Here is a 17,650-nt window from a genome sequence, read left to right as displayed (position 1 = left end):
GGTGCTTCCGGCCCACGTGGCTGCCCTTGGTGCCTGCGCTGTTTTGGCAGGCCTTGCCATCTTCCAGGCCGCCCTCATCGGCGGTGCTCCGCTCGGAAGGCTGGCGTGGGGAGGACAACACAGGGTGCTGCCTGCCCGGTTGCGGGTGGGAAGCGCCGTGTCGATCATCCTGTACGCGGCTTTCGGGTACGTGGCGCTCGTCAAGGCCGGGTTGGTGCCAACCCTTGGCAATGAGACAGTTACATTGGTGGTCATGTGGGTGCTGACCGGGTATTTCGCCCTCGGGGTGTTGATGAACGCCGTATCGCGGAGCAAGCCCGAGCGGGCGGTTATGACGCCGGTGGCACTGGCCCTCTCCGTCGCCTACTTGGTTCTTGCCCTTCACTGATCCCCGTTCCGGCCATTGGCTCGGCCCTGCCCTAAGTAAAGCCCGCTGTCGGGCAGAATGGAAAGCATGACCCTCACGACCTTCGCCCTCATCCGTCACGGCCAGACCGACTGGAACGCGCAGCGCCGGCTGCAGGGCTCAACGGACATCCCGCTGAACGACGTCGGCCGGGCCCAGGCGCGCGACGCCGTCGCCGTGTTGTCCGCGTACGAATGGGACGCCATCGTGTCCTCGCCGCTGAGCCGCGCCGCCGAAACCGCCGATGTCATTGCGGCCGGGCTCGGGCTCGCCGAGGTCCGCCGCATGCCGGAACTCACCGAGCGGAGCTTCGGACCGGCGGAGGGAATGCAGCCCGGCCCGGAACTGGACGCGCTCCGCATTCCCGGCGGCTTCCGCGGCGCCGAAAGCGAGGACGAGGCAGCTGACCGGGGCCTGGCCGCCCTGGAGGCACTGGCCCAGGAATACCGCGGACGGCGCCTTCTCGTCGTCGCGCACGGGACGCTCCTGCGCGTGAGCCTCAGCCGTGCCGTGGGCAGCACGTTGAAAAGCATCGACAACGCCGTCCTTAATCTGGCGCACCACCACGCGATCGAGGGCTGGCAGTTGGAATACTTCAACGGCGAGCCGGTGATGGCGGCCAGTCAGGGCTAAGGCCCGGCCAGCCACGGCTGGCCCGTGAGACCACGCTGACGCGCACGAAACGGCAAGTAAGCCTTAGCGCACCTCGAGGATCAACGCCAGCAACCGTGCTGCGGCCGGCCGGGCCGCGTGTTCCTCGTTCCACTGAGCACGGGCCACCGCCTTGCTGACCGCCTGCGTGGTGATCCCCAGTTCCTGGGCCACGGCCTTCTGCTGCCCGCGGACTCCAGGGGTGAGCAGGTCAAGGACCCGCCATTCGGCACCGGACCGGTCGCGGACGATATGCCCCAGCAGCCTCAGCACGGCCTCGGCATCGTGGGCCACGTCGGCGAGCGGACCCTCCACGGCGACGGGCACCCGTTCCTTGCTGCTCCGCAGCCTGTCCACCGCCCGGCGGGCGTACACCAGCCCGTGGCCGGACGCGTCCTTGATCTGGTTGGGAAGCGGTTCATTGACGGGGCCGACGCCGATACCCACGTACCACACACCGGCCCGCAGCGCGATCAGCGCCGCTTCCACAGCCTGGTGCGGACACTCCACGATGCCCTGGACTTCGTCTTCCACGGACCGGTCGAAGTCCAGGCGCGCAGGAATGTGCCGCAGGTCCTTGAGCAGCTGCGGCACCCGGTCACCATCGCGCCGGCTATCGGTCTGGTTGATTGTCAGCGTGAACATCTGAAAGCACAGCCTACCCGCAGGCAGCCTCGCCCCGGCAAGCGGGGTTGCCTCGTCCGGGCCCATCTGGTGCGATGGAGCAACGGCCGCCTTTGGGCGGTGACCGCGACGTGAGGATGGTTATGACCAGCAGCATGGGGCAGGACGAACTCGAACTGGTGGACCGTTGGTGGCGCGCCGCCAATTACCTGTCGGTAGGCCAGATCTACCTCCGCTCCAATCCGCTGCTGCGCGAACCCCTGGCGGCCGGGCACACCAAGTCCCGGCTGCTGGGGCACTGGGGCACCACACCCGGGCTGAACTTCATCTATGCCCACCTGAACCGCATCATCCGCCGCGACTCGGCCGAGATGCTCTTTGTGGCAGGTCCCGGCCATGGCGGCCCCGCCGTCGTCGCCAACGCCTGGCTGGAAGGCACGTACTCCGAAATCTACGGCCATGTGGGCAACGACGAGGATGGCCTGGCGGAGCTCTTCCGGCAGTTTTCCTACCCCGGCGGGATCCCCAGCCATGCCGCCCCGGAGACGCCCGGCTCCATTAACGAGGGCGGCGAACTCGGGTACTCGCTCGCCCATGCCTACGGTGCGGTCCTCGACAATCCCCAGCTGGTGGCCGCCGTCGTGATTGGCGACGGCGAGGCGGAAACCGGGCCGCTGGCCGCGAGCTGGCACTCCCACAACTTCCTGGACCCGGCAGCGGACGGCGCGGTGCTGCCCATCCTGCACCTGAACGGCTACAAAATCGCCAACCCCACAGTCCTGGCGCGCATGCCCGAAGCGCAGCTTGAGCAGCTCCTGCGCGGTTACGGCCACGAGCCCTACTTCGTCACCGTCAAGGACCCGGACAACACGGAGCAGGCCCACCGCGACTTCGCGGCGGCGCTGGAATCCTGCATGGCGGACATCCGTGCCATCCAGGATTCGCGGCGGACGCCATCGGAAGACCAAGCTGCTGAGGCGCCGCGCTGGCCCATGATGGTGCTGCGCTCACCAAAGGGATGGACCGGGCCGCGCGAAGTGGACGGGCTGCAGGTTGAGGGGACGTGGCGGAGCCACCAGGTGCCGCTCTCGGAGGTCCGAACCAACGGCGACCACCTGCGGCTCCTGGAGGAATGGCTGAAGTCCTACCGCCCGGAGGAACTGTTCGACGGCGACGGGCGGCTCCGGCCCGACGTCGCCGAGGGCGCCCCCACCGGCGACTTCCGGATGAGCGCCACGCCCCATGCGAACGGCGGTCTGCTCCGCCGCGCGCTGAAGCTGCCCGCCTACCTGGACCACGCCGTCGAGGTTCCCCGGGCCGGGACCGAACGTGTCAGCCCGATGATCACGCTCGGTTCATGGATGCGGGACGTCGTGGCCCTGAACATGGAAACGTTCCGGCTGTTCGGCCCGGACGAGACGGCGTCCAACCGGCTCCAGAGCGTCTATGAGGTCACGGACAAGGTGTGGCAGTACCGCATTGACGACGCCGACGAGCACCTTGCGCGCTCCGGCAGAGTGATGGAGGTGCTCAGCGAGCACCTGTGCCAGGGCTGGCTGGAAGGCTACCTCCTGACCGGCAGGCACGGCGTTTTCAGCTGCTACGAGGCCTTCATCCACATCGTCGACTCCATGTTCAACCAGCACGCCAAGTGGCTGAAGGTGCACCGGAAGCTGCCGTGGCGCCAGCCGGTCGCCTCACTGAACTACCTCCTGTCCTCGCACGTGTGGCAGCAGGACCACAACGGTTTTTCGCACCAGGACCCGGGGTTCATCGACCACGCGGTGAACAAGAAAGCTGAGGTCATCCGGGTGTACCTGCCGCCGGACGCGAACACCCTGCTGTCCGTGATGGAGCACTGCCTGGCGTCCACGGATTACGTGAATATCGTGGTCAGCGGAAAGCAGCCTTCGCCTACCTGGCTGGGCCCGGCGGACGCCGCCACGCACTGCCAGCGCGGGCTGGGCATCTGGGACTTTGCGGGGTCGGAGGTGCCGGGGGAGGAGCCCGACGTTGTGCTTGCCTGCGCCGGCGACGTCCCCACGGTGGAAACGGTGGCGGCGGCGGAGCTGCTCCGGCTGGGCGCGCCGGGACTGAAGGTCCGCGTGGTCAATGTCGTTGACCTGATGCGGCTGCAGGACGAGAGTGAACACCCGCACGGGCTTCCGGCACGGGACTTCGACGGGATCTTCACCGCGGACAAACCCATCATCTTCGCGTACCACGGTTATCCGTCGCTGATCCACCGGCTGGCCTACCGCCGCTCCAACCAGGAGGGCCTGCACGTGCGCGGCTACAAGGAGGAAGGGACCACCACCACACCCTTCGACATGGCAATGCTGAACGGCATCGACCGGTTCCAGCTCGCTATCGACGCCATCGACCGGGTGCCGGGCCTGGCGGAGAAGCACTCGATGCTGCGGCAGGAGCTCCAGGACCGGCGGATCCGGGCCCGCGAGCACACCCGCACCCACGGTGAGGACCCCGAGGAGATCCGGAACTGGAAACTCGGCTGACCCCTGGAGTTTTTGTCCAGATATGCTGACCTCCGGGCCCCGGAACCCTGCATATCTGGACAAAAACTCTACGTGGCGAGGGCAGGGAGGCCGCTGGCGGGCAGGTGGATCCACCCTTCCTTGCGGGCCGCTGCCGCATGGTCATCGTCAGGCCGCAGGGTCAGCCCGACGGCGGCCGCACGGGCGGTGAGGGAAGCCACGACGGCGTCAAACAGGTCGTCCGAGCCGGCCAGCCGGTCCTCCTGGCCGGCTAAGTCCAGCCACGGCGCCTGCGCGCGCAGGCTTTCGAGCAGCACCGAGAGGCGATCCGCTTCGGTGGTGCCGCGTCCTTTATAGCCGCGGGCGCCCAGGCCCCAGAGCTTTAGTGAGGCAGCGGGGTAGACCTCGGCCAGTTTGCCGGAGCCGTCCCTCGGCTGGGGACCGTGGAGTGCGGCGATTTTGGCCTGGATAACGGCGGAGCGCATGGCCGGGTGCGCGAGCCGGTCCGCCGAGACACTGAGCGGGATCAAGCCGGTCCGGGCGGTGACGAAGCGGTCCGTGTCGCGGTAAGCCAGCAGGCGCCGGCCCTCGATGCCGTCGTACGCCAACACGGGGCCGGCGTCGAACTCCAGGTGCCCGGTGAGGAACGGGATCAGCGCCTGCGGCCAGCCGACAGGGCAATCAATGCCCGTCATGTCGGCGGCTCCGAACAGTTCGACGATGTCCTGGTCAGCCACGTCGAGCGCGAGGTGGACCAGCCGCGCGGAGCCCTGGCCCCATTCGAGCACTGCCACCGCCGTCTTTTTGGTGGCCGCGGCAAGGTCCACTCCGAGCGTTCTCACGGAACCAGACTCTACCTCCGGCGGCACCCCCGGCGGCCGTGGACCCGTTCTGGACACCGGATGACTCAGAGCCCTGAATCTGGAACTCTGGTGCGTAGCCGCCCGCCCGGCAGGCCACGCCCGAAAGGACCAACCCCATGCCCTGGCTCGATGTGCTCGGCAACGACATCCACTACACGGACTCCGGCCGGGGCCAGCCTATAATGCTGCTGCACGGCCATGCCTCCGCGGCAGCCTGCTGGGAGCCGATCACCGCCGAACTGGAGCAGGACTTCCGGGTGTTGACCTACGACACCTACGATCACGGCTGGTCTTCGAACTCGCCCCGCCAAGGACTACTGGTGGACCGCGTCGCAGAGCTGGACCGGTTCATCAGTGCGCTGCGCCTGAAGAAGCCGGTGATCGTGGGCCAATCCATGGGTGGCATGACGGCCCTCCGCTGGGCGGTCCGGAATCCCGGCGGTGCCGCAGCACTGGTGGTTTGCGGGATGGGCTGGCCGTTGGTGGTGCCGCCGCCCGGGCAGGCAGGCGAGCCGGAGAAATTCGAGGTGTTCAGCTCGCTGGACGCCGATGAGCGGATCTGGCTCGGAGTGGGGAACTCCTTCACGGACCAGTGGATCGCTGAGAACCCCAAGGACTATGCCCGCTACATCCGCGTCCGCTCCACTGCCGCCGCCATCGAGGCCGCCCGTTACCCGCGCAGCCTCGAGCAAAGCCAGGGGGAGTTCCTCAGCCCGGATCCCTCGGATGTGGACTGGTTCCAGCACGGACTGGAATCCATCTCCAGCCCTCTGCTGGTGTTGATCGGGGACCAGGAAAGGCCGCGGATCCGCCGCGGGGCTGAGCACGTGGCCACAACGGTGCCCGGCGCCAGCCTCCTGGTGGTCGAAGACGCCGGCCACAACGCTTACTTCCAGCGCCAGGACATCCTGGTGGAAGCCATCCGCAATATCGCCGGCCACTGACCCCCTGCTTCAGTCAGGCCGCCTGGTACGTCAACGCGCCGGGAATCCCGCCCTTCTCGCCGAGGGAGTCTCCCCGCGCGAAAGCCGCCCAGAGGCTCCGGACTTGCCGCCCGACGTCGTCCACGTCCTCCCATGCGGCGCCGGCTATCAGCCCGACGCCGTCCCAGGTGTTCCGGTTCCCGAAGAGAAGGGGCAGGTCGATGGTGTGGGCAGCGCCGAAAATGTTGCCGGGCGCATGCCAGTGCAGCACGTACCGATGGGCTTTTCCGCCTGCCTTGGCATGGCGTCGGGCGAACTTCCTGGCCGCCCTGCCGTACACGGTCTCGGTGACCACCCAGTCAATGGCCCGGACAACGGCGGTTCCGGCGACCGGCACGCGGGCCAGCCGGCTCAGGTACGGGCTGCGGGGCAGGAAGAGCCGCGCCTCTTCGGACGTGTGCCCGATCAGTACCTCTATCCCGGGCGCGGATCGGTTCCACGCGGCCTCGATGTCCGGTTCCTCCGGCAGCGGCGCGTGCCCGTACTGCGTCCCGAACGGCATGGCTGCCAGCATTCCGAACTTCCGGGCCACCTGCGTCACGTGGTCCTCCCGCTCCACCACCTCCATTGCCGGAGTGTCGTCGGTGACCGCTTCGGCCGCGATGCCCATGGCATGGTTCATCTTGCTCCGGCCGCGCGAAATGCCCAGCGGTGCACTTTGGATGATGGCCCGCTGGAACAGTTGCGGCGCTTGCGGGGTGGCCATGAGGTGGGCGATGGCATCGCCGCCGGCGGACTGCCCGAACGCCGTCACCCGCCCCGGATCTCCGCCGAACGCGGCAATGTTCCGCTGCACCCAGCGGAAGGCCTCAAGCTGGTCCAGCAGGCCCAGGTTTCCGGGCCGGCCCGAATGCGTGGCCAGGAAGCCGAACAACCCCAGCCGGTAGGTCACCGAGACCACTACTACGCGGTTTTCGGCCACCAGAACTGCCGGATCAAAGATGGCCAGGTCGCCCGAGCCGGTGGTGTAGGAACCGCCGTGGATCCACACCATCACCGGCAGCCGCTCTTCCGTGGCAAGGTCGGCCGGCATGGTGATGGAGAGGTTCTGGCAGTCCTCGCTGCCCGGAAGTTCGCCGTAGCGGGTGCCCAGGACGTCGTCGAGGAACGGAACCGGGCCCTGCGGGCAGGCCGGGGCCGGGGAAGTGGCCGCGAGCGGTTCGGTCCGGTCCGGCGCAGGAGCGGGAGGCTGGAAGCGTGCGGCCCTGGCGTAGGGAATGCCGGTGGCCCGAAGGACGTCCCCGTCGCGCCGGCCGGTGACGGGACCGCAGGGCGGATAGAACGAAGGCTGGGAGTTCACCAACCCACAATGCCACACCTCCCCGGAGAGTTTTTGTCCAGATATGCAGGGTTCCGATGCCCGGAAGTCTGCATATCTGGACAAAAACTCCGAGCCCGAGGGCGGGGACTTAAAGTTCGACGGCGGGTGCCCGGCTCTTGCGAACAGGGCACCCGCCGTCGAACGATAAAGCAGACGTTAGTGGCCGGTGGGCACGTAACGCTTGATGGAGGCTTCCAGCTCGGCTTCGGCGGCGGCGCGGTCGCCCCAGCCCTCGGCCTTGACCCACTTGCCCGGCTCCAGGTCCTTGTAGCGGGTGAAGAAGTGCTCGATTTCCTTGATCAGGAACTCGTTGACGTCGCTGACTTCCTGGATGTGGTCGAAGCGGGCATCCACCGGAACGCAGAGGATCTTGGCGTCTCCGCCGCCGTCGTCGGTCATGTTGAAGACACCGATGGGACGGGATTCAACGATGACGCCGGGATGCAGGTCGAAATCTTGCAGGAGTACCAGCGCGTCCAGCGGGTCGCCGTCTTCGCCGAGGGTGTTTTCGAAGTATCCGTAGTGCGTGGGGTACTGCATGGAGGTGAAGAGGACGCGGTCCAGGCGGACGCGGCCGGTCTCGTGGTCAACTTCGTACTTGACGCGTGATCCCTTGGGGATCTCGATGGTCACGTCGTGCTTCATGGAATGCTCCTCGGCAATTGCAGGGGGTTCGCGGCACACTTGACCGCTCACCAAAGGGAGTGTCCGTGCCGCCGACTATTATTGAGGATATAGCGAGAGGCCCTGGAATCAGGAACTTGTGGGGAAATTTCAGGACTTGAGGACCAGCACCAGCATGACCAAACCAACTGCCGCGGAGCCGTGGCCTGACCGCATCCGCCGCGGTCTCCGGGGCGCCGTCCCGGCTTTGAGAGCGTCCTGGCCCTGGGTTGCACTGACGGCACTCCTGGTGGTCCTGATGATCCCCGCAGCACTGCTGGTTGCGCCGGGGTTCGTGGGCCCGGAGGCCCCGGCCCCCGCCCCGCCGCCGCCGGAATGGCAGCAGGCCCCCGCCACACTGTCTGCCGCACGGGGGCTTGCTCCGCTGGACGAGTCGGCCGGCATTCCGGCCGCGGCCAGCGTCACCGCACAGGTGGAACCGCTGTTGAAGGCCGACGGCGGCGGGAACTTTACGGGGCTGGTACAGGATGCACTCACCGGGCAGGTCCTCTTTGACCGCGGCGGTTCCGAGAGCCGTGTGCCGGCCTCCAACCTGAAACTGCTGACCGCGGTGGCGGCCCTGCGCTCGCTTGGCCCGGAGCAGCGCTTCACAACGTCCGTGGTGCAAGGCCCGGCTGCCGGTCAGGTTTTGCTGGTGGGCGGCGGCGACGTCCTCCTTGGTGCCGGGGAGTCGAACGCGGACCAGGCGATGGGCCACGCCGGCCTGGCGACGCTGGCTGCGCAGACTGTGGAAGCGCTGAAAGCTGCAGGCACATTAGGCGAGATCAGAGTGCTGGTGGACGATTCCCTGTTCACCGGCCCGGCCCTTAACCCCGCCTGGGAAAGCGGGGACGTTGCTGCGGGGGAAGTGGCGCCGGTCTACCCGCTGGCGCTGAACTCAGCGCGCTACGATCCCGCCGTTACCACCGGCCCGCGTCCTCAGGACCCGGCCGTCACGGTGGCGGAGGAATTCGCAGCCCGGCTGCGGGCGGCAGGCGCGGCAGCGGGACTGACTGTGGCAGCCGCCGTCGAACGTTCCCCGAGTGCAGCACCAACAGGCGGGGAACGGGCGGTCCTGGCGGAGGCACAGTCAGCCACGGTGGCCGATCAGGTGGACCTGATGCTGCAGGCCTCAGACAACTACCTTGCCGAAGTTTTGGGACGGATGGCTTCGGTGGCGGCGGGCGGTCCCGGGAGCAACGACGGCGCCACGGCTGCCGTTCGGGCGCAGCTCACCGACGCCGGAATCAACGTGGACGGCATCAGGCTCGTGGATGTGTGCGGCCTTGCCATGGGAAACCAGGTGTCAGCACGCCAGTTCACCGAAGTGGTGCGGGCCATCGCCGCCGGCATGGACAGCCGGCTGCGCGCCGCGCTGGACGGCTTCCCCGTGGCCGGCCTCACCGGCACGCTGGACACGCGCTATGGCGAGGACTCAACCGCCCGCGGCGCTGGGCTGGTCCGCGCCAAGACCGGCACCCTGAACACGGTGCTGGCGCTCAGCGGCTACGTGGTGGACGCCGACGGCCGCCTCCTGGTCTTCTCCTTCATCGGCAACGGGCTCACGCCCGGCGCCGCCGGCAACAAGGTGGCGTTGGACCGGGCTGCCACGGCGCTCGCGGGCTGCGGCTGCAGATAGCACCCCGCGCCTCCGCAGGAGCGGCCCTGGCCCGCTTAGCCGTTGCTGCCCGGCGCCGCTTATGCGGGCCCGGGCCGTCCGTGCGGTGTAGAAGCCGTGTTTCAGGGGCCGCACAGGCGTGGGCTGGTGTGTTCGTGTGCGCGGGCGGCGGGTGTTTGGGAACGCTGTGGGGGTTCGCCGGTGAGCGAACTTAAGGACTATCCCCAGCCTGCTGTGTTCTGATGGGACCTATGGAGTCCACTGCAGGTGAGTCGTCAGCACAAACGTTGTCCAGCCAGGCCTCGTCCCTGATCAACTGGGACCTTGCCGCCTCCACGGCGGCGCGGCTGACCCCGGCCGGTCCGGTCCTGAACCAGGCCGCCATCGGCGACGCCGTGGACAGCCTGCGCCGGCTCGCCGACGCCTCGGTGGAACACGTCCACGAGATCACGGGGCTGGAAGCGGCACGGAACCTGCGGGATTCCACCGTGCTGGTGGTGGACCGCGCCTCCTGGGCCAAGGCCAACACCCAAAGCTTCGCCGTCATGCTGAAGCCCGCGATGGAAAAGATGCTCGAAAGCCGGAGCGGTTCGCTCAGCCCGGCCGCCGCCAGTGTCAGCGGCGCCATCACCGGCAGCCAGCTGGGTGCTGTCCTGGCTTTCCTGTCCAGCAAGGTCCTGGGCCAATACGATCCGTTCGCGGCGCTCGCCGAGGGCTCCCATGCGCCGTCCGGCGGCAGGCTCCTGCTCGTGGCCCCGAACATCATCTCCGTGGAGCGCGAACTGAACGTTACGCCCGAGGATTTCCGCCTCTGGGTCTGCCTGCACGAACAGACCCACCGGGTCCAGTTTGCCGCGGCCCCCTGGCTGCGGCACCACATGCTGCAGCAGATCGACGACCTCAGCGGGCACCTGCTGGGCAACGTCGACTCATTGATGGAGCGCGCAACGGCTGCTGCCCGCTCGCTGAAGGACCGCACCGGCAACGGGAACACACCCGGCCGCGGCGCCATCCTGGACCTGCTGCAGGATCCGGAGGAGAAGGCCGCCATCTCGCACCTCACCGCAGTGATGAGCCTGCTCGAGGGCCACGCCAACGTGGTGATGGACGCAGTGGACGCCAGCATCGTGCCGTCGGTCAAGACCATCCGGCAGCGGTTCAACGACCGCGGCAAGGACCGGGGCATCATCGAAAAGTTCATCCGCAGCATGCTGGGCCTGGACGCCAAAATGCGCCAGTATTCCGACGGCGCGCGGTTCGTGCGTGCAGTAGTGGACGTCGCCGGAATGGAAGGCTTCAACAGGGTGTGGGAGTCGGCCGACCACCTGCCCACCGAGCCCGAAATCCACGATGCCAAGCTGTGGCTTGAGCGGATGGGACTCTGATTAACACCGCTCCCCGGCCCGGCCAGCCAGCGCAACACAGCGGACGACGGCGGCCCGGACGGCTGGCGCCCGTCGTCGGCACTGCACGCAAGATGCTCCAGGACGCGCTGGCCCAGGCCGGCTACCCCCGGCACCTCCTGGTGGCCTGCAGCGGGGGACCGGACTCCTTCGCGCTTGCAGCAGTGGCCGCCTACTTCGCCCGCCGCGGCCACGTGGACGGCCACCCCGTGACGGTGGGTGCCGTGGTGGTGGACCACCAGCTGCAGGAAGGTTCCGCCCTGGTGGCGGCTGAAACAGCCCGCGTGTTGCAGGAACTCGGACTTGCCCCCGTGGAGATCCGGACTGTGACAGTGGCTACCGCCGGCACAGGCCCCGAGGCGGCCGCACGCGAAGCCCGGCACGCAGCGCTGGAGGCAGCCGCTGCGAACCAGGGCGCTGATGCCATCCTGCTGGGCCACACGCTGGACGATCAGGCGGAACAGGTTCTGCTGGGCCTGGCACGGGGTTCCGGAACCCGGTCGCTTGCCGGGATGAGGCCTGCCCGCGGCAAGCTGCTGCGGCCCTTCCTGGGTCTCCGCCGGGCGGACACGGAAGATATCTGCGCCGTCGAGGAGCTGGACCCGTGGCACGATCCCACCAACTCGGATCCGGCCTTCGCCCGTTCGCGCACCCGCGTGGAAGTCCTGCCGCACCTTGAAGAAAAGTTGGGGCCCGGCGTTGCCGAATCCCTGGCCCGGACAGCCGCCATCCTGCAACTGGACGCCGACTACCTCGAGGATGTGGCGGAAAGCACCTTCACCTCGCTCGTGGAGCGGAACGGCCGCGAACTGAGCCTTCCGGAGGATGCGTTGCGAACCCTGGCACCCGCCATCAGGTTCCGCGTGATCGCCAAGGCAGCGGCCGATGTCGGGGGGCAGCAGCCCAGCTACCAGCGCCTTTTGGCTGCGGAAGCGCTGCTGCGGCGGCAGGGGTCCGCAGGTCCGGTTGAACTGCCCGGCGGCGTGAGCGTGTACCGGCTCTCGCTGGCCCAACTCGCGCAGCCGTCCGGTTCGGGGGAGGACGCAGCGGATGCGGCCCGGCCCGACGCCGGCACTCCCGTTCCCCGCGGAGGCGCACGCTGTGGGAAGCTAGTATTCCGGCCTCAAAAACCGCCCGCAAAATAGTCGCACCCCCGCATCTACACAGGAGCCATTGGTGGATTCAAACGACGTCCAGGCAGACCTCAAGCACGTTCTCTACACCAAGGAGCAGATCCAGCAGCGGATCACCGAGCTCGCTGCGCAGATCGACAAGGACTACGAGGGCCGCGAGATCCTCCTGGTGGGCGTCCTCAAGGGTGCCGTGATGGTGATGGCCGACCTCGCCCGGGCACTCCACAGCCACATCTCGATGGACTGGATGGCTGTTTCCTCCTACGGCTCGGGTACCCAGTCCTCCGGGGTTGTCCGCATCCTGAAGGACCTGGATACGGACCTGATGGGCAAGGACGTGCTGATTGTCGAGGACATCATCGACTCCGGCCTCACCCTTTCCTGGCTGAAGACCAACCTGGAATCGCGCGGCACCGCCTCCGTGGAGATCTGCACCGCCTTCCGCAAGCCGACGGCGGCGAAGGTGGAAATCGACGTCAAGTACGTCGGTTACGACATCCCCAACGAGTTCGTGGTGGGCTACGGCCTGGACTACGCCGAGAAGTACCGCAACCTGGACTTCGTGGGCACCCTCGCGCCGCACGTCTACGAGTAGGCTGCGCCGCCCGGACTTGCGTAAAAACATTGGCATCAAGGACGTGGCCCTGGCCGCCGGCGTGTCCGCCACCACGGTCTCCCATGTCCTGAACGATGTTGCCTACGCGCGCGTCAGCGCCGAAACGCGGGACAAGGTCCGCTCCGCGGCCGTGGAACTGGGCTACGGCCCCAACCGCCTGGCGCAGGCCCTGCGGAGCAAACGCACCGGCATGCTCGGCCTGGTCAGCGAGGACATCGCCACCACGCCGCACGCCGGCCGCATCCTTTTGGGCGCCGATGATGCCGCGAGGGCACGCGGCTACACCCTGATGGTCATCAACACCTCGGTCGCCGCCGGACTGGCGTCGCGCGAAGCGGACGTGGACGCGCTCCTTGAGCGGCAGGTGGACGGCATCCTCTACGCCACCATGTACCACCGGGTGGTGGAGGCGCCGCCCAACCTGGGCAAGGTTCCGGCCGTCCTCGTTGACGCGGTCAGCGAAGGCGGCGGCTTCACCTCGGTGGTCCCGGACGAGTACGGCGGAGCACGTACCGCCGTCGAAACCCTGCTCGCCGCGGGCCACGTCCGGATCGGATTCATCAACAACACCGAGGATGAGCCCTCCACCCGCGAACGGCTCCGCGGCTTCCGCGAAACACTGCACGGAGCAGGGCTCGACGGCGGTGCGGCACCTGTGGAGGCAGCCTCGTCTGATGCGCAGGGCGGCTACGAGGCCGCGCGCCGCATGCTTGAAGGCGGCCACCCGCCGTCGGCCCTGTTCTGCTATAACGACCGCATGGCCATGGGGGCATACCGGGCAGCCGCCGAGTTGGGCCTGGACATTCCCGTGGACCTGTCAGTGGTGGGCTTTGACGACCAGGAGCTGATTGCCGCCAACCTGCACCCCGGGCTGACCACCGTTGCGCTGCCGCACTATGAGATGGGCGCCTGGGCCGCCCAACGGCTGATAGACACGGTTGAGGGGACGCAGCTCCCGGACGCCGCCGCGCCTGGGCCGGTCCTCCTTGACTGCCCGCTGGTGACCCGCAGTTCCGTGGCCCCACCCCGGTATCAGGCCTGTTGACCTGCGCTCCGGGGGTGCCGCCGGCCGCTACGCCCACAGGGAACTTTTGCCCCACACCATGCGTGATCTACTCCGGACGGTGTATAGCTAGAAGCTGACGCAGCACCATCACGCGCGCAGAGTACTCGCCGTGCAGCACTACCAGGAGGGACGGGGCCAGCCCCCGAACAGATGAAAGCTAAGAACTTCTTCAAGGGCCCGGGCATCTGGATCGTCGTTGTGATCGGGATGCTCCTGGTGGCCTTTGCAACGCTCGCTCCCGGCGGTGCAGCCCGGATCGACACTGACAAGGGCCTCGAACTGCTCTCCGGCGACAATGTGGAGCAGGCAAAGATCTTCGACGGCGAAAACCGTGTTGACCTGGTGCTGAAGGACAATCTCCAGCTGGACGGTCAGGACAAGGGCAAGAGCGTCCAGTTCTTCTTTGTGGATGCCCGCGCCCAGGACGTTGTTAAAGCAGTCACCGATGCCAAGCCGGCCGAGGGCTATACGGACCAGCCGATCGAAAGCAACTGGTTCTCCGGCCTGCTCTCGCTGCTGATCCCTGTCATCCTGCTCGGTGCCTTGTTCTGGTTCCTGATGACCCGGATGCAGGGCGGCGGCTCCAAGATCATGCAGTTCGGCAAGTCCAAGGCCAAGATGGTCAGCAAGGACATGCCGCAGGTGACGTTCGCTGACGTGGCCGGTTCCGACGAGGCTGTGGAGGAACTGCAGGAGATCAAGGAATTCCTGCAGGAACCGGCCAAGTTCCAGGCTGTTGGCGCCAAGATCCCCAAGGGCGTGCTGCTGTACGGCCCTCCGGGTACCGGTAAGACCCTCCTGGCCCGCGCCGTTGCGGGTGAGGCCGGCGTCCCCTTCTTCTCCATCTCCGGCTCGGACTTCGTTGAAATGTTCGTGGGTGTGGGTGCCTCCCGCGTCCGCGACCTCTTTGAACAGGCCAAGGCCAATTCGCCTGCCATCATCTTCGTGGACGAGATCGACGCCGTCGGCCGCCACCGTGGTGCCGGCATCGGCGGCGGCAACGACGAACGCGAGCAGACCCTCAACCAGCTGCTGGTGGAGATGGACGGCTTCGACGTCAAGACGAACGTCATCCTCATCGCCGCCACGAACCGCCCGGACGTCCTGGACCCCGCTCTGCTGCGTCCCGGCCGTTTCGACCGGCAGATCGGCGTGGAAGCACCGGACATGATCGGCCGCGACCAGATCCTGCAGGTGCACGCCAAGGGCAAGCCCATGGCACCCTCCGTGGACCTCAAAGCCGTCGCCAAGAAAACGCCCGGCTACACCGGCGCGGACCTCGCCAACGTCCTGAACGAGGCGGCCCTGCTCACCGCCCGCTCCAACGCCAACCTGATTGACGACCGCGCCCTGGACGAGGCCATCGACCGCGTTATGGCCGGCCCGCAGAAGCGCAGCCGCGTCATGAAGGAGCACGAGCGCAAGATCACCGCCTACCACGAAGGCGGCCACGCCCTGGTGGCGGCGGCGCTGCGGAACTCCGCCCCGGTCACCAAGATCACCATCCTTCCCCGCGGCCGCGCCCTGGGGTACACCATGGTGGTCCCGGACAACGACAAGTACTCCGTGACACGTAACGAGCTCCTGGACCAGATGGCCTACGCCATGGGTGGCCGCGTGGCCGAGGAGATCGTCTTCCACGATCCCTCCACCGGCGCTTCCAATGACATCGAGAAGGCCACCGGCACCGCCCGGAAGATGGTCACCGAGTACGGCATGAGCGAACGCGTTGGCGCCGTCCGGCTGGGCCAGGGCGGCGGTGAGCCGTTCCTGGGCCGCGACGCCGGGCACGAGCGCAACTACTCGGACCAGATCGCCTACGTGGTGGACGAGGAAGTGCGCCGGCTGATCGACCAGGCCCATGACGAGGCCTACGCCATCCTTACCGAGAACCGCGATGTCCTGGACCGGCTGGCCCTCGAGCTGCTGGAGCGCGAAACGCTGAACCAGGCTGAAATCGCCGACATCTTCCGTGACATCCGCAAGCGCGACTTCCGCGAGGTGTGGCTGTCCAAGGAGACCCGTCCGGTGCAGAAAGCCGGGCCCGTGGAGTCCCGCCGGGAGCAGGCTGAGCGTGAAGCCCAGGAAGAAGCCAAGCAGGCCCGCCTGGACGAGCCGCTGGACGCCCAGCCGCCGCATCCGCAGGGTGTTCCGGAAGATGCCCCGTTCCAGGGAGGCATCCCCGACTCGGGGCCTGACGCCCTTCGCGGCTAAGCTTTCTTACGTGACCCACTTCGACGACGACGACGTTCCCGCCTCCGCCGGCTACCCGGCGGAGGGCGGCGCCCACCATTCAAAGCACCAGAAGGTGGACCGGCCGCGCATTGAGGCTGCCGTCCGCGAGATCCTCCTGGCCATTGGAGAAGACCCGGACCGCGGCGGCCTCGTGGACACCCCCAAGCGGGTGGCCAAGGCCTACGCCGAGGTGTTTGCCGGGCTTCACCACGACCCCGCCGACGTCCTGTCCACCACCTTTGACCTGGACCATGAGGAACTGGTGCTGGTCAAGGACATCCCCTTCTACTCCACCTGCGAGCATCACCTGGTGCCGTTCCATGGTGTGGCCCACGTGGGTTACATTCCCTCGCATGAGGGCAAAGTGACCGGGCTGAGCAAGCTGGCCCGGCTCGTGGATATCTATGCCCGCCGTCCCCAGGTGCAGGAACGCCTCACCACGGAGATCGTTGAAGCGATGGTCCGCCACCTCAAGCCGCGCGGCGCCATCGTCGTTGTTGAATGCGAACACATGTGTATGTCCATGCGCGGTATCCGCAAGCCCGGAGCAAAGACCGTCACCAGTGCGGTCCGCGGGCAGCTTCATGACCCGGCCACCCGTGCCGAAGCCATGAGCCTCATCCTCGGAAGGTAATCAACAGACCATGGATTCACTCGCTGCAGCGCCGGGAACCGGCCCGGCAACCTCGCCACTGCCCGTCCTGCGCAAGCCGCGGCCGGCAGCCCGTTTCGAAGACCTGCCCACCGACCGCACTCTGGTCATGGGCATCGTCAACGTCACGCCGGACTCCTTCAGCGACGGCGGCCAGCACGGTACGGCGGACTCCGCCATCGCCGCCGGGCTGCGGATGTTCTATGCGGGAGCGGACATCATCGACGTCGGAGGCGAATCAACCCGCCCGGGCGCAGAAGAGGTCAGCCCGGAAGAAGAACAGCGGCGCGTGATTCCGGTGATCGAGGCTTTGGTGAAGGCCGGCGCCCTGGTCAGCATCGATACCATCCACGCGGCTACGGCGGCGGCCGCACTGAAGGCCGGCGCGGCCATCATCAACGATGTCTCCGGGCTCACGATGGAACCCGAAATGGCCGAGCTCGCAGCATCCTCCAAGGCCCCGTACATCCTTACGCACCGCCGCGGCGACGCCCGCACCATGAACTCGCTGGCCGAGTACAAGGACGTTGCCGGCGAAGTAGCGGCCGAACTGGCCGGAGTGCGGGACAAGCTTTATGCCGCCGGCGTCAGCCCGGAGCAGATCATCATCGATCCGGGCCTGGGCTTCGCCAAGAACGACGCCCAGAACTGGGAGCTCCTGCAGAACCTGGACCAGCTGGACAGCCTGGGCCACAAGGTCCTGGTGGGTGCTTCCCGCAAACGGTTCCTCGGCACCCTCCTGACCGTTGCCGGCAAGACCGCCGCCCCCCAGGAACGTGACGACGCCTCCGCAGCCATCACTGCCATCAGCGCCTACCGGGGCGCCTGGGCAGTGCGCGTGCACGACGTCGGCCCCAGCCTGGACGCCGTCAAGGTTGCCGCGCGCCTGGCCGCCCCAAGAACCACCCAGTAGGCCCAGCC

Annotated in this window: 16 protein-coding genes; 12 read left to right on the top strand and 4 right to left on the bottom strand. The window is 67.5% G+C overall.

What is annotated here, in order from left to right; genetic code table 11:
* The first annotated feature begins 1 nt into the window (after window position 1).
* Both ARTSIC4J27_RS19055 and ARTSIC4J27_RS19050 read left to right on the top strand, forming a co-directional pair.
* The gene (locus ARTSIC4J27_RS19055; RefSeq protein ID WP_235436762.1) at window positions 2-388 is read left to right on the top strand and encodes a hypothetical protein; all 387 of its coding nucleotides are present in this window, start codon (window positions 2-4) and stop codon (window positions 386-388) included.
* A gap of 66 nt (window positions 389-454) precedes the next feature.
* Window positions 455-1,039: a histidine phosphatase family protein gene (locus tag ARTSIC4J27_RS19050; RefSeq protein ID WP_050056750.1), complete on the top strand. Its 585-nt coding sequence runs from the start codon at window positions 455-457 to the stop codon at window positions 1,037-1,039.
* A 63-nt stretch (window positions 1,040-1,102) separates the two neighbouring features.
* Here the strand turns inward: ARTSIC4J27_RS19050 and ARTSIC4J27_RS19045 are convergent, their stop codons facing one another.
* Window positions 1,103-1,702, bottom strand: a complete 600-nt coding sequence (locus ARTSIC4J27_RS19045; RefSeq protein WP_050056749.1) for a hypothetical protein — start codon at window positions 1,700-1,702, stop codon at window positions 1,103-1,105.
* 122 nt (window positions 1,703-1,824) lie between these two features.
* Here ARTSIC4J27_RS19045 and ARTSIC4J27_RS19040 point away from each other — a divergent pair, with 122 nt between their 5' ends.
* Complete coding sequence (locus ARTSIC4J27_RS19040; protein WP_050056748.1) at window positions 1,825-4,197, top strand: phosphoketolase family protein; 2,373 nt, start codon at window positions 1,825-1,827, stop codon at window positions 4,195-4,197.
* Window positions 4,198-4,265: 68 nt separating this feature from the next.
* Here ARTSIC4J27_RS19040 and ARTSIC4J27_RS19035 read toward each other — a convergent pair whose 3' ends face one another.
* Window positions 4,266-5,018 carry a DUF429 domain-containing protein gene (locus tag ARTSIC4J27_RS19035; RefSeq protein WP_050056747.1) on the bottom strand — a complete coding sequence of 251 codons (753 nt, stop codon included), beginning with the start codon at window positions 5,016-5,018 and terminating at the stop codon, window positions 4,266-4,268.
* Window positions 5,019-5,155: 137 nt separating this feature from the next.
* Here ARTSIC4J27_RS19035 and ARTSIC4J27_RS19030 point away from each other — a divergent pair, with 137 nt between their 5' ends.
* Window positions 5,156-5,983: an alpha/beta fold hydrolase gene (locus ARTSIC4J27_RS19030; RefSeq protein ID WP_050056746.1), complete on the top strand. Its 828-nt coding sequence runs from the start codon at window positions 5,156-5,158 to the stop codon at window positions 5,981-5,983.
* A gap of 13 nt (window positions 5,984-5,996) precedes the next feature.
* Here the strand turns inward: ARTSIC4J27_RS19030 and ARTSIC4J27_RS19025 are convergent, their stop codons facing one another.
* Entirely contained in the window at window positions 5,997-7,325 is a 1,329-nt protein-coding gene (locus ARTSIC4J27_RS19025) for a carboxylesterase family protein (RefSeq protein WP_407681141.1), read from the bottom strand.
* A gap of 174 nt (window positions 7,326-7,499) precedes the next feature.
* Window positions 7,500-7,988 (bottom strand): inorganic diphosphatase, encoded by a 489-nt coding sequence (locus ARTSIC4J27_RS19020; RefSeq protein WP_018762663.1) that lies wholly within the window; start codon window positions 7,986-7,988, stop codon window positions 7,500-7,502.
* 154 nt (window positions 7,989-8,142) lie between these two features.
* Here ARTSIC4J27_RS19020 and dacB point away from each other — a divergent pair, with 154 nt between their 5' ends.
* From dacB to folP, 8 genes are all read left to right on the top strand, one after another.
* On the top strand, window positions 8,143-9,645 hold the full coding sequence (gene dacB / locus ARTSIC4J27_RS19015) for a D-alanyl-D-alanine carboxypeptidase/D-alanyl-D-alanine endopeptidase (protein WP_050056949.1): 1,503 nt from the start codon (window positions 8,143-8,145) through the stop codon (window positions 9,643-9,645).
* Window positions 9,646-9,875: 230 nt separating this feature from the next.
* Window positions 9,876-11,009, top strand: coding sequence for a zinc-dependent metalloprotease (locus ARTSIC4J27_RS19010; protein WP_050056745.1), 1,134 nt, complete (start codon window positions 9,876-9,878; stop codon window positions 11,007-11,009).
* A 92-nt stretch (window positions 11,010-11,101) separates the two neighbouring features.
* Complete coding sequence (gene tilS, locus ARTSIC4J27_RS19005) at window positions 11,102-12,172, top strand: tRNA lysidine(34) synthetase TilS (protein ID WP_050056744.1); 1,071 nt, start codon at window positions 11,102-11,104, stop codon at window positions 12,170-12,172.
* A gap of 31 nt (window positions 12,173-12,203) precedes the next feature.
* On the top strand, window positions 12,204-12,755 hold the full coding sequence (gene hpt, locus ARTSIC4J27_RS19000) for a hypoxanthine phosphoribosyltransferase (protein ID WP_018770260.1): 552 nt from the start codon (window positions 12,204-12,206) through the stop codon (window positions 12,753-12,755).
* A gap of 16 nt (window positions 12,756-12,771) precedes the next feature.
* Window positions 12,772-13,821 carry a LacI family DNA-binding transcriptional regulator gene (locus tag ARTSIC4J27_RS18995; protein ID WP_050056743.1) on the top strand — a complete coding sequence of 350 codons (1,050 nt, stop codon included), beginning with the start codon at window positions 12,772-12,774 and terminating at the stop codon, window positions 13,819-13,821.
* A gap of 171 nt (window positions 13,822-13,992) precedes the next feature.
* Entirely contained in the window at window positions 13,993-16,056 is a 2,064-nt protein-coding gene (ftsH, locus tag ARTSIC4J27_RS18990) for an ATP-dependent zinc metalloprotease FtsH (RefSeq protein WP_050056742.1), read from the top strand.
* 10 nt (window positions 16,057-16,066) lie between these two features.
* Entirely contained in the window at window positions 16,067-16,711 is a 645-nt protein-coding gene (gene folE, locus ARTSIC4J27_RS18985; protein ID WP_050056741.1) for a GTP cyclohydrolase I FolE, read from the top strand.
* A gap of 10 nt (window positions 16,712-16,721) precedes the next feature.
* Entirely contained in the window at window positions 16,722-17,642 is a 921-nt protein-coding gene (gene folP, locus ARTSIC4J27_RS18980) for a dihydropteroate synthase (protein ID WP_050056740.1), read from the top strand.
* The last annotated feature ends 8 nt before the right edge of the window (window positions 17,643-17,650 follow it).

It is taken from the genome of Pseudarthrobacter siccitolerans (assembly GCF_001046895.1).
GTDB classification, from domain to species: Bacteria; Actinomycetota; Actinomycetes; order Actinomycetales; family Micrococcaceae; genus Arthrobacter; species Arthrobacter siccitolerans.
This window is presented reverse-complemented; position numbering and strand designations above follow the sequence as displayed.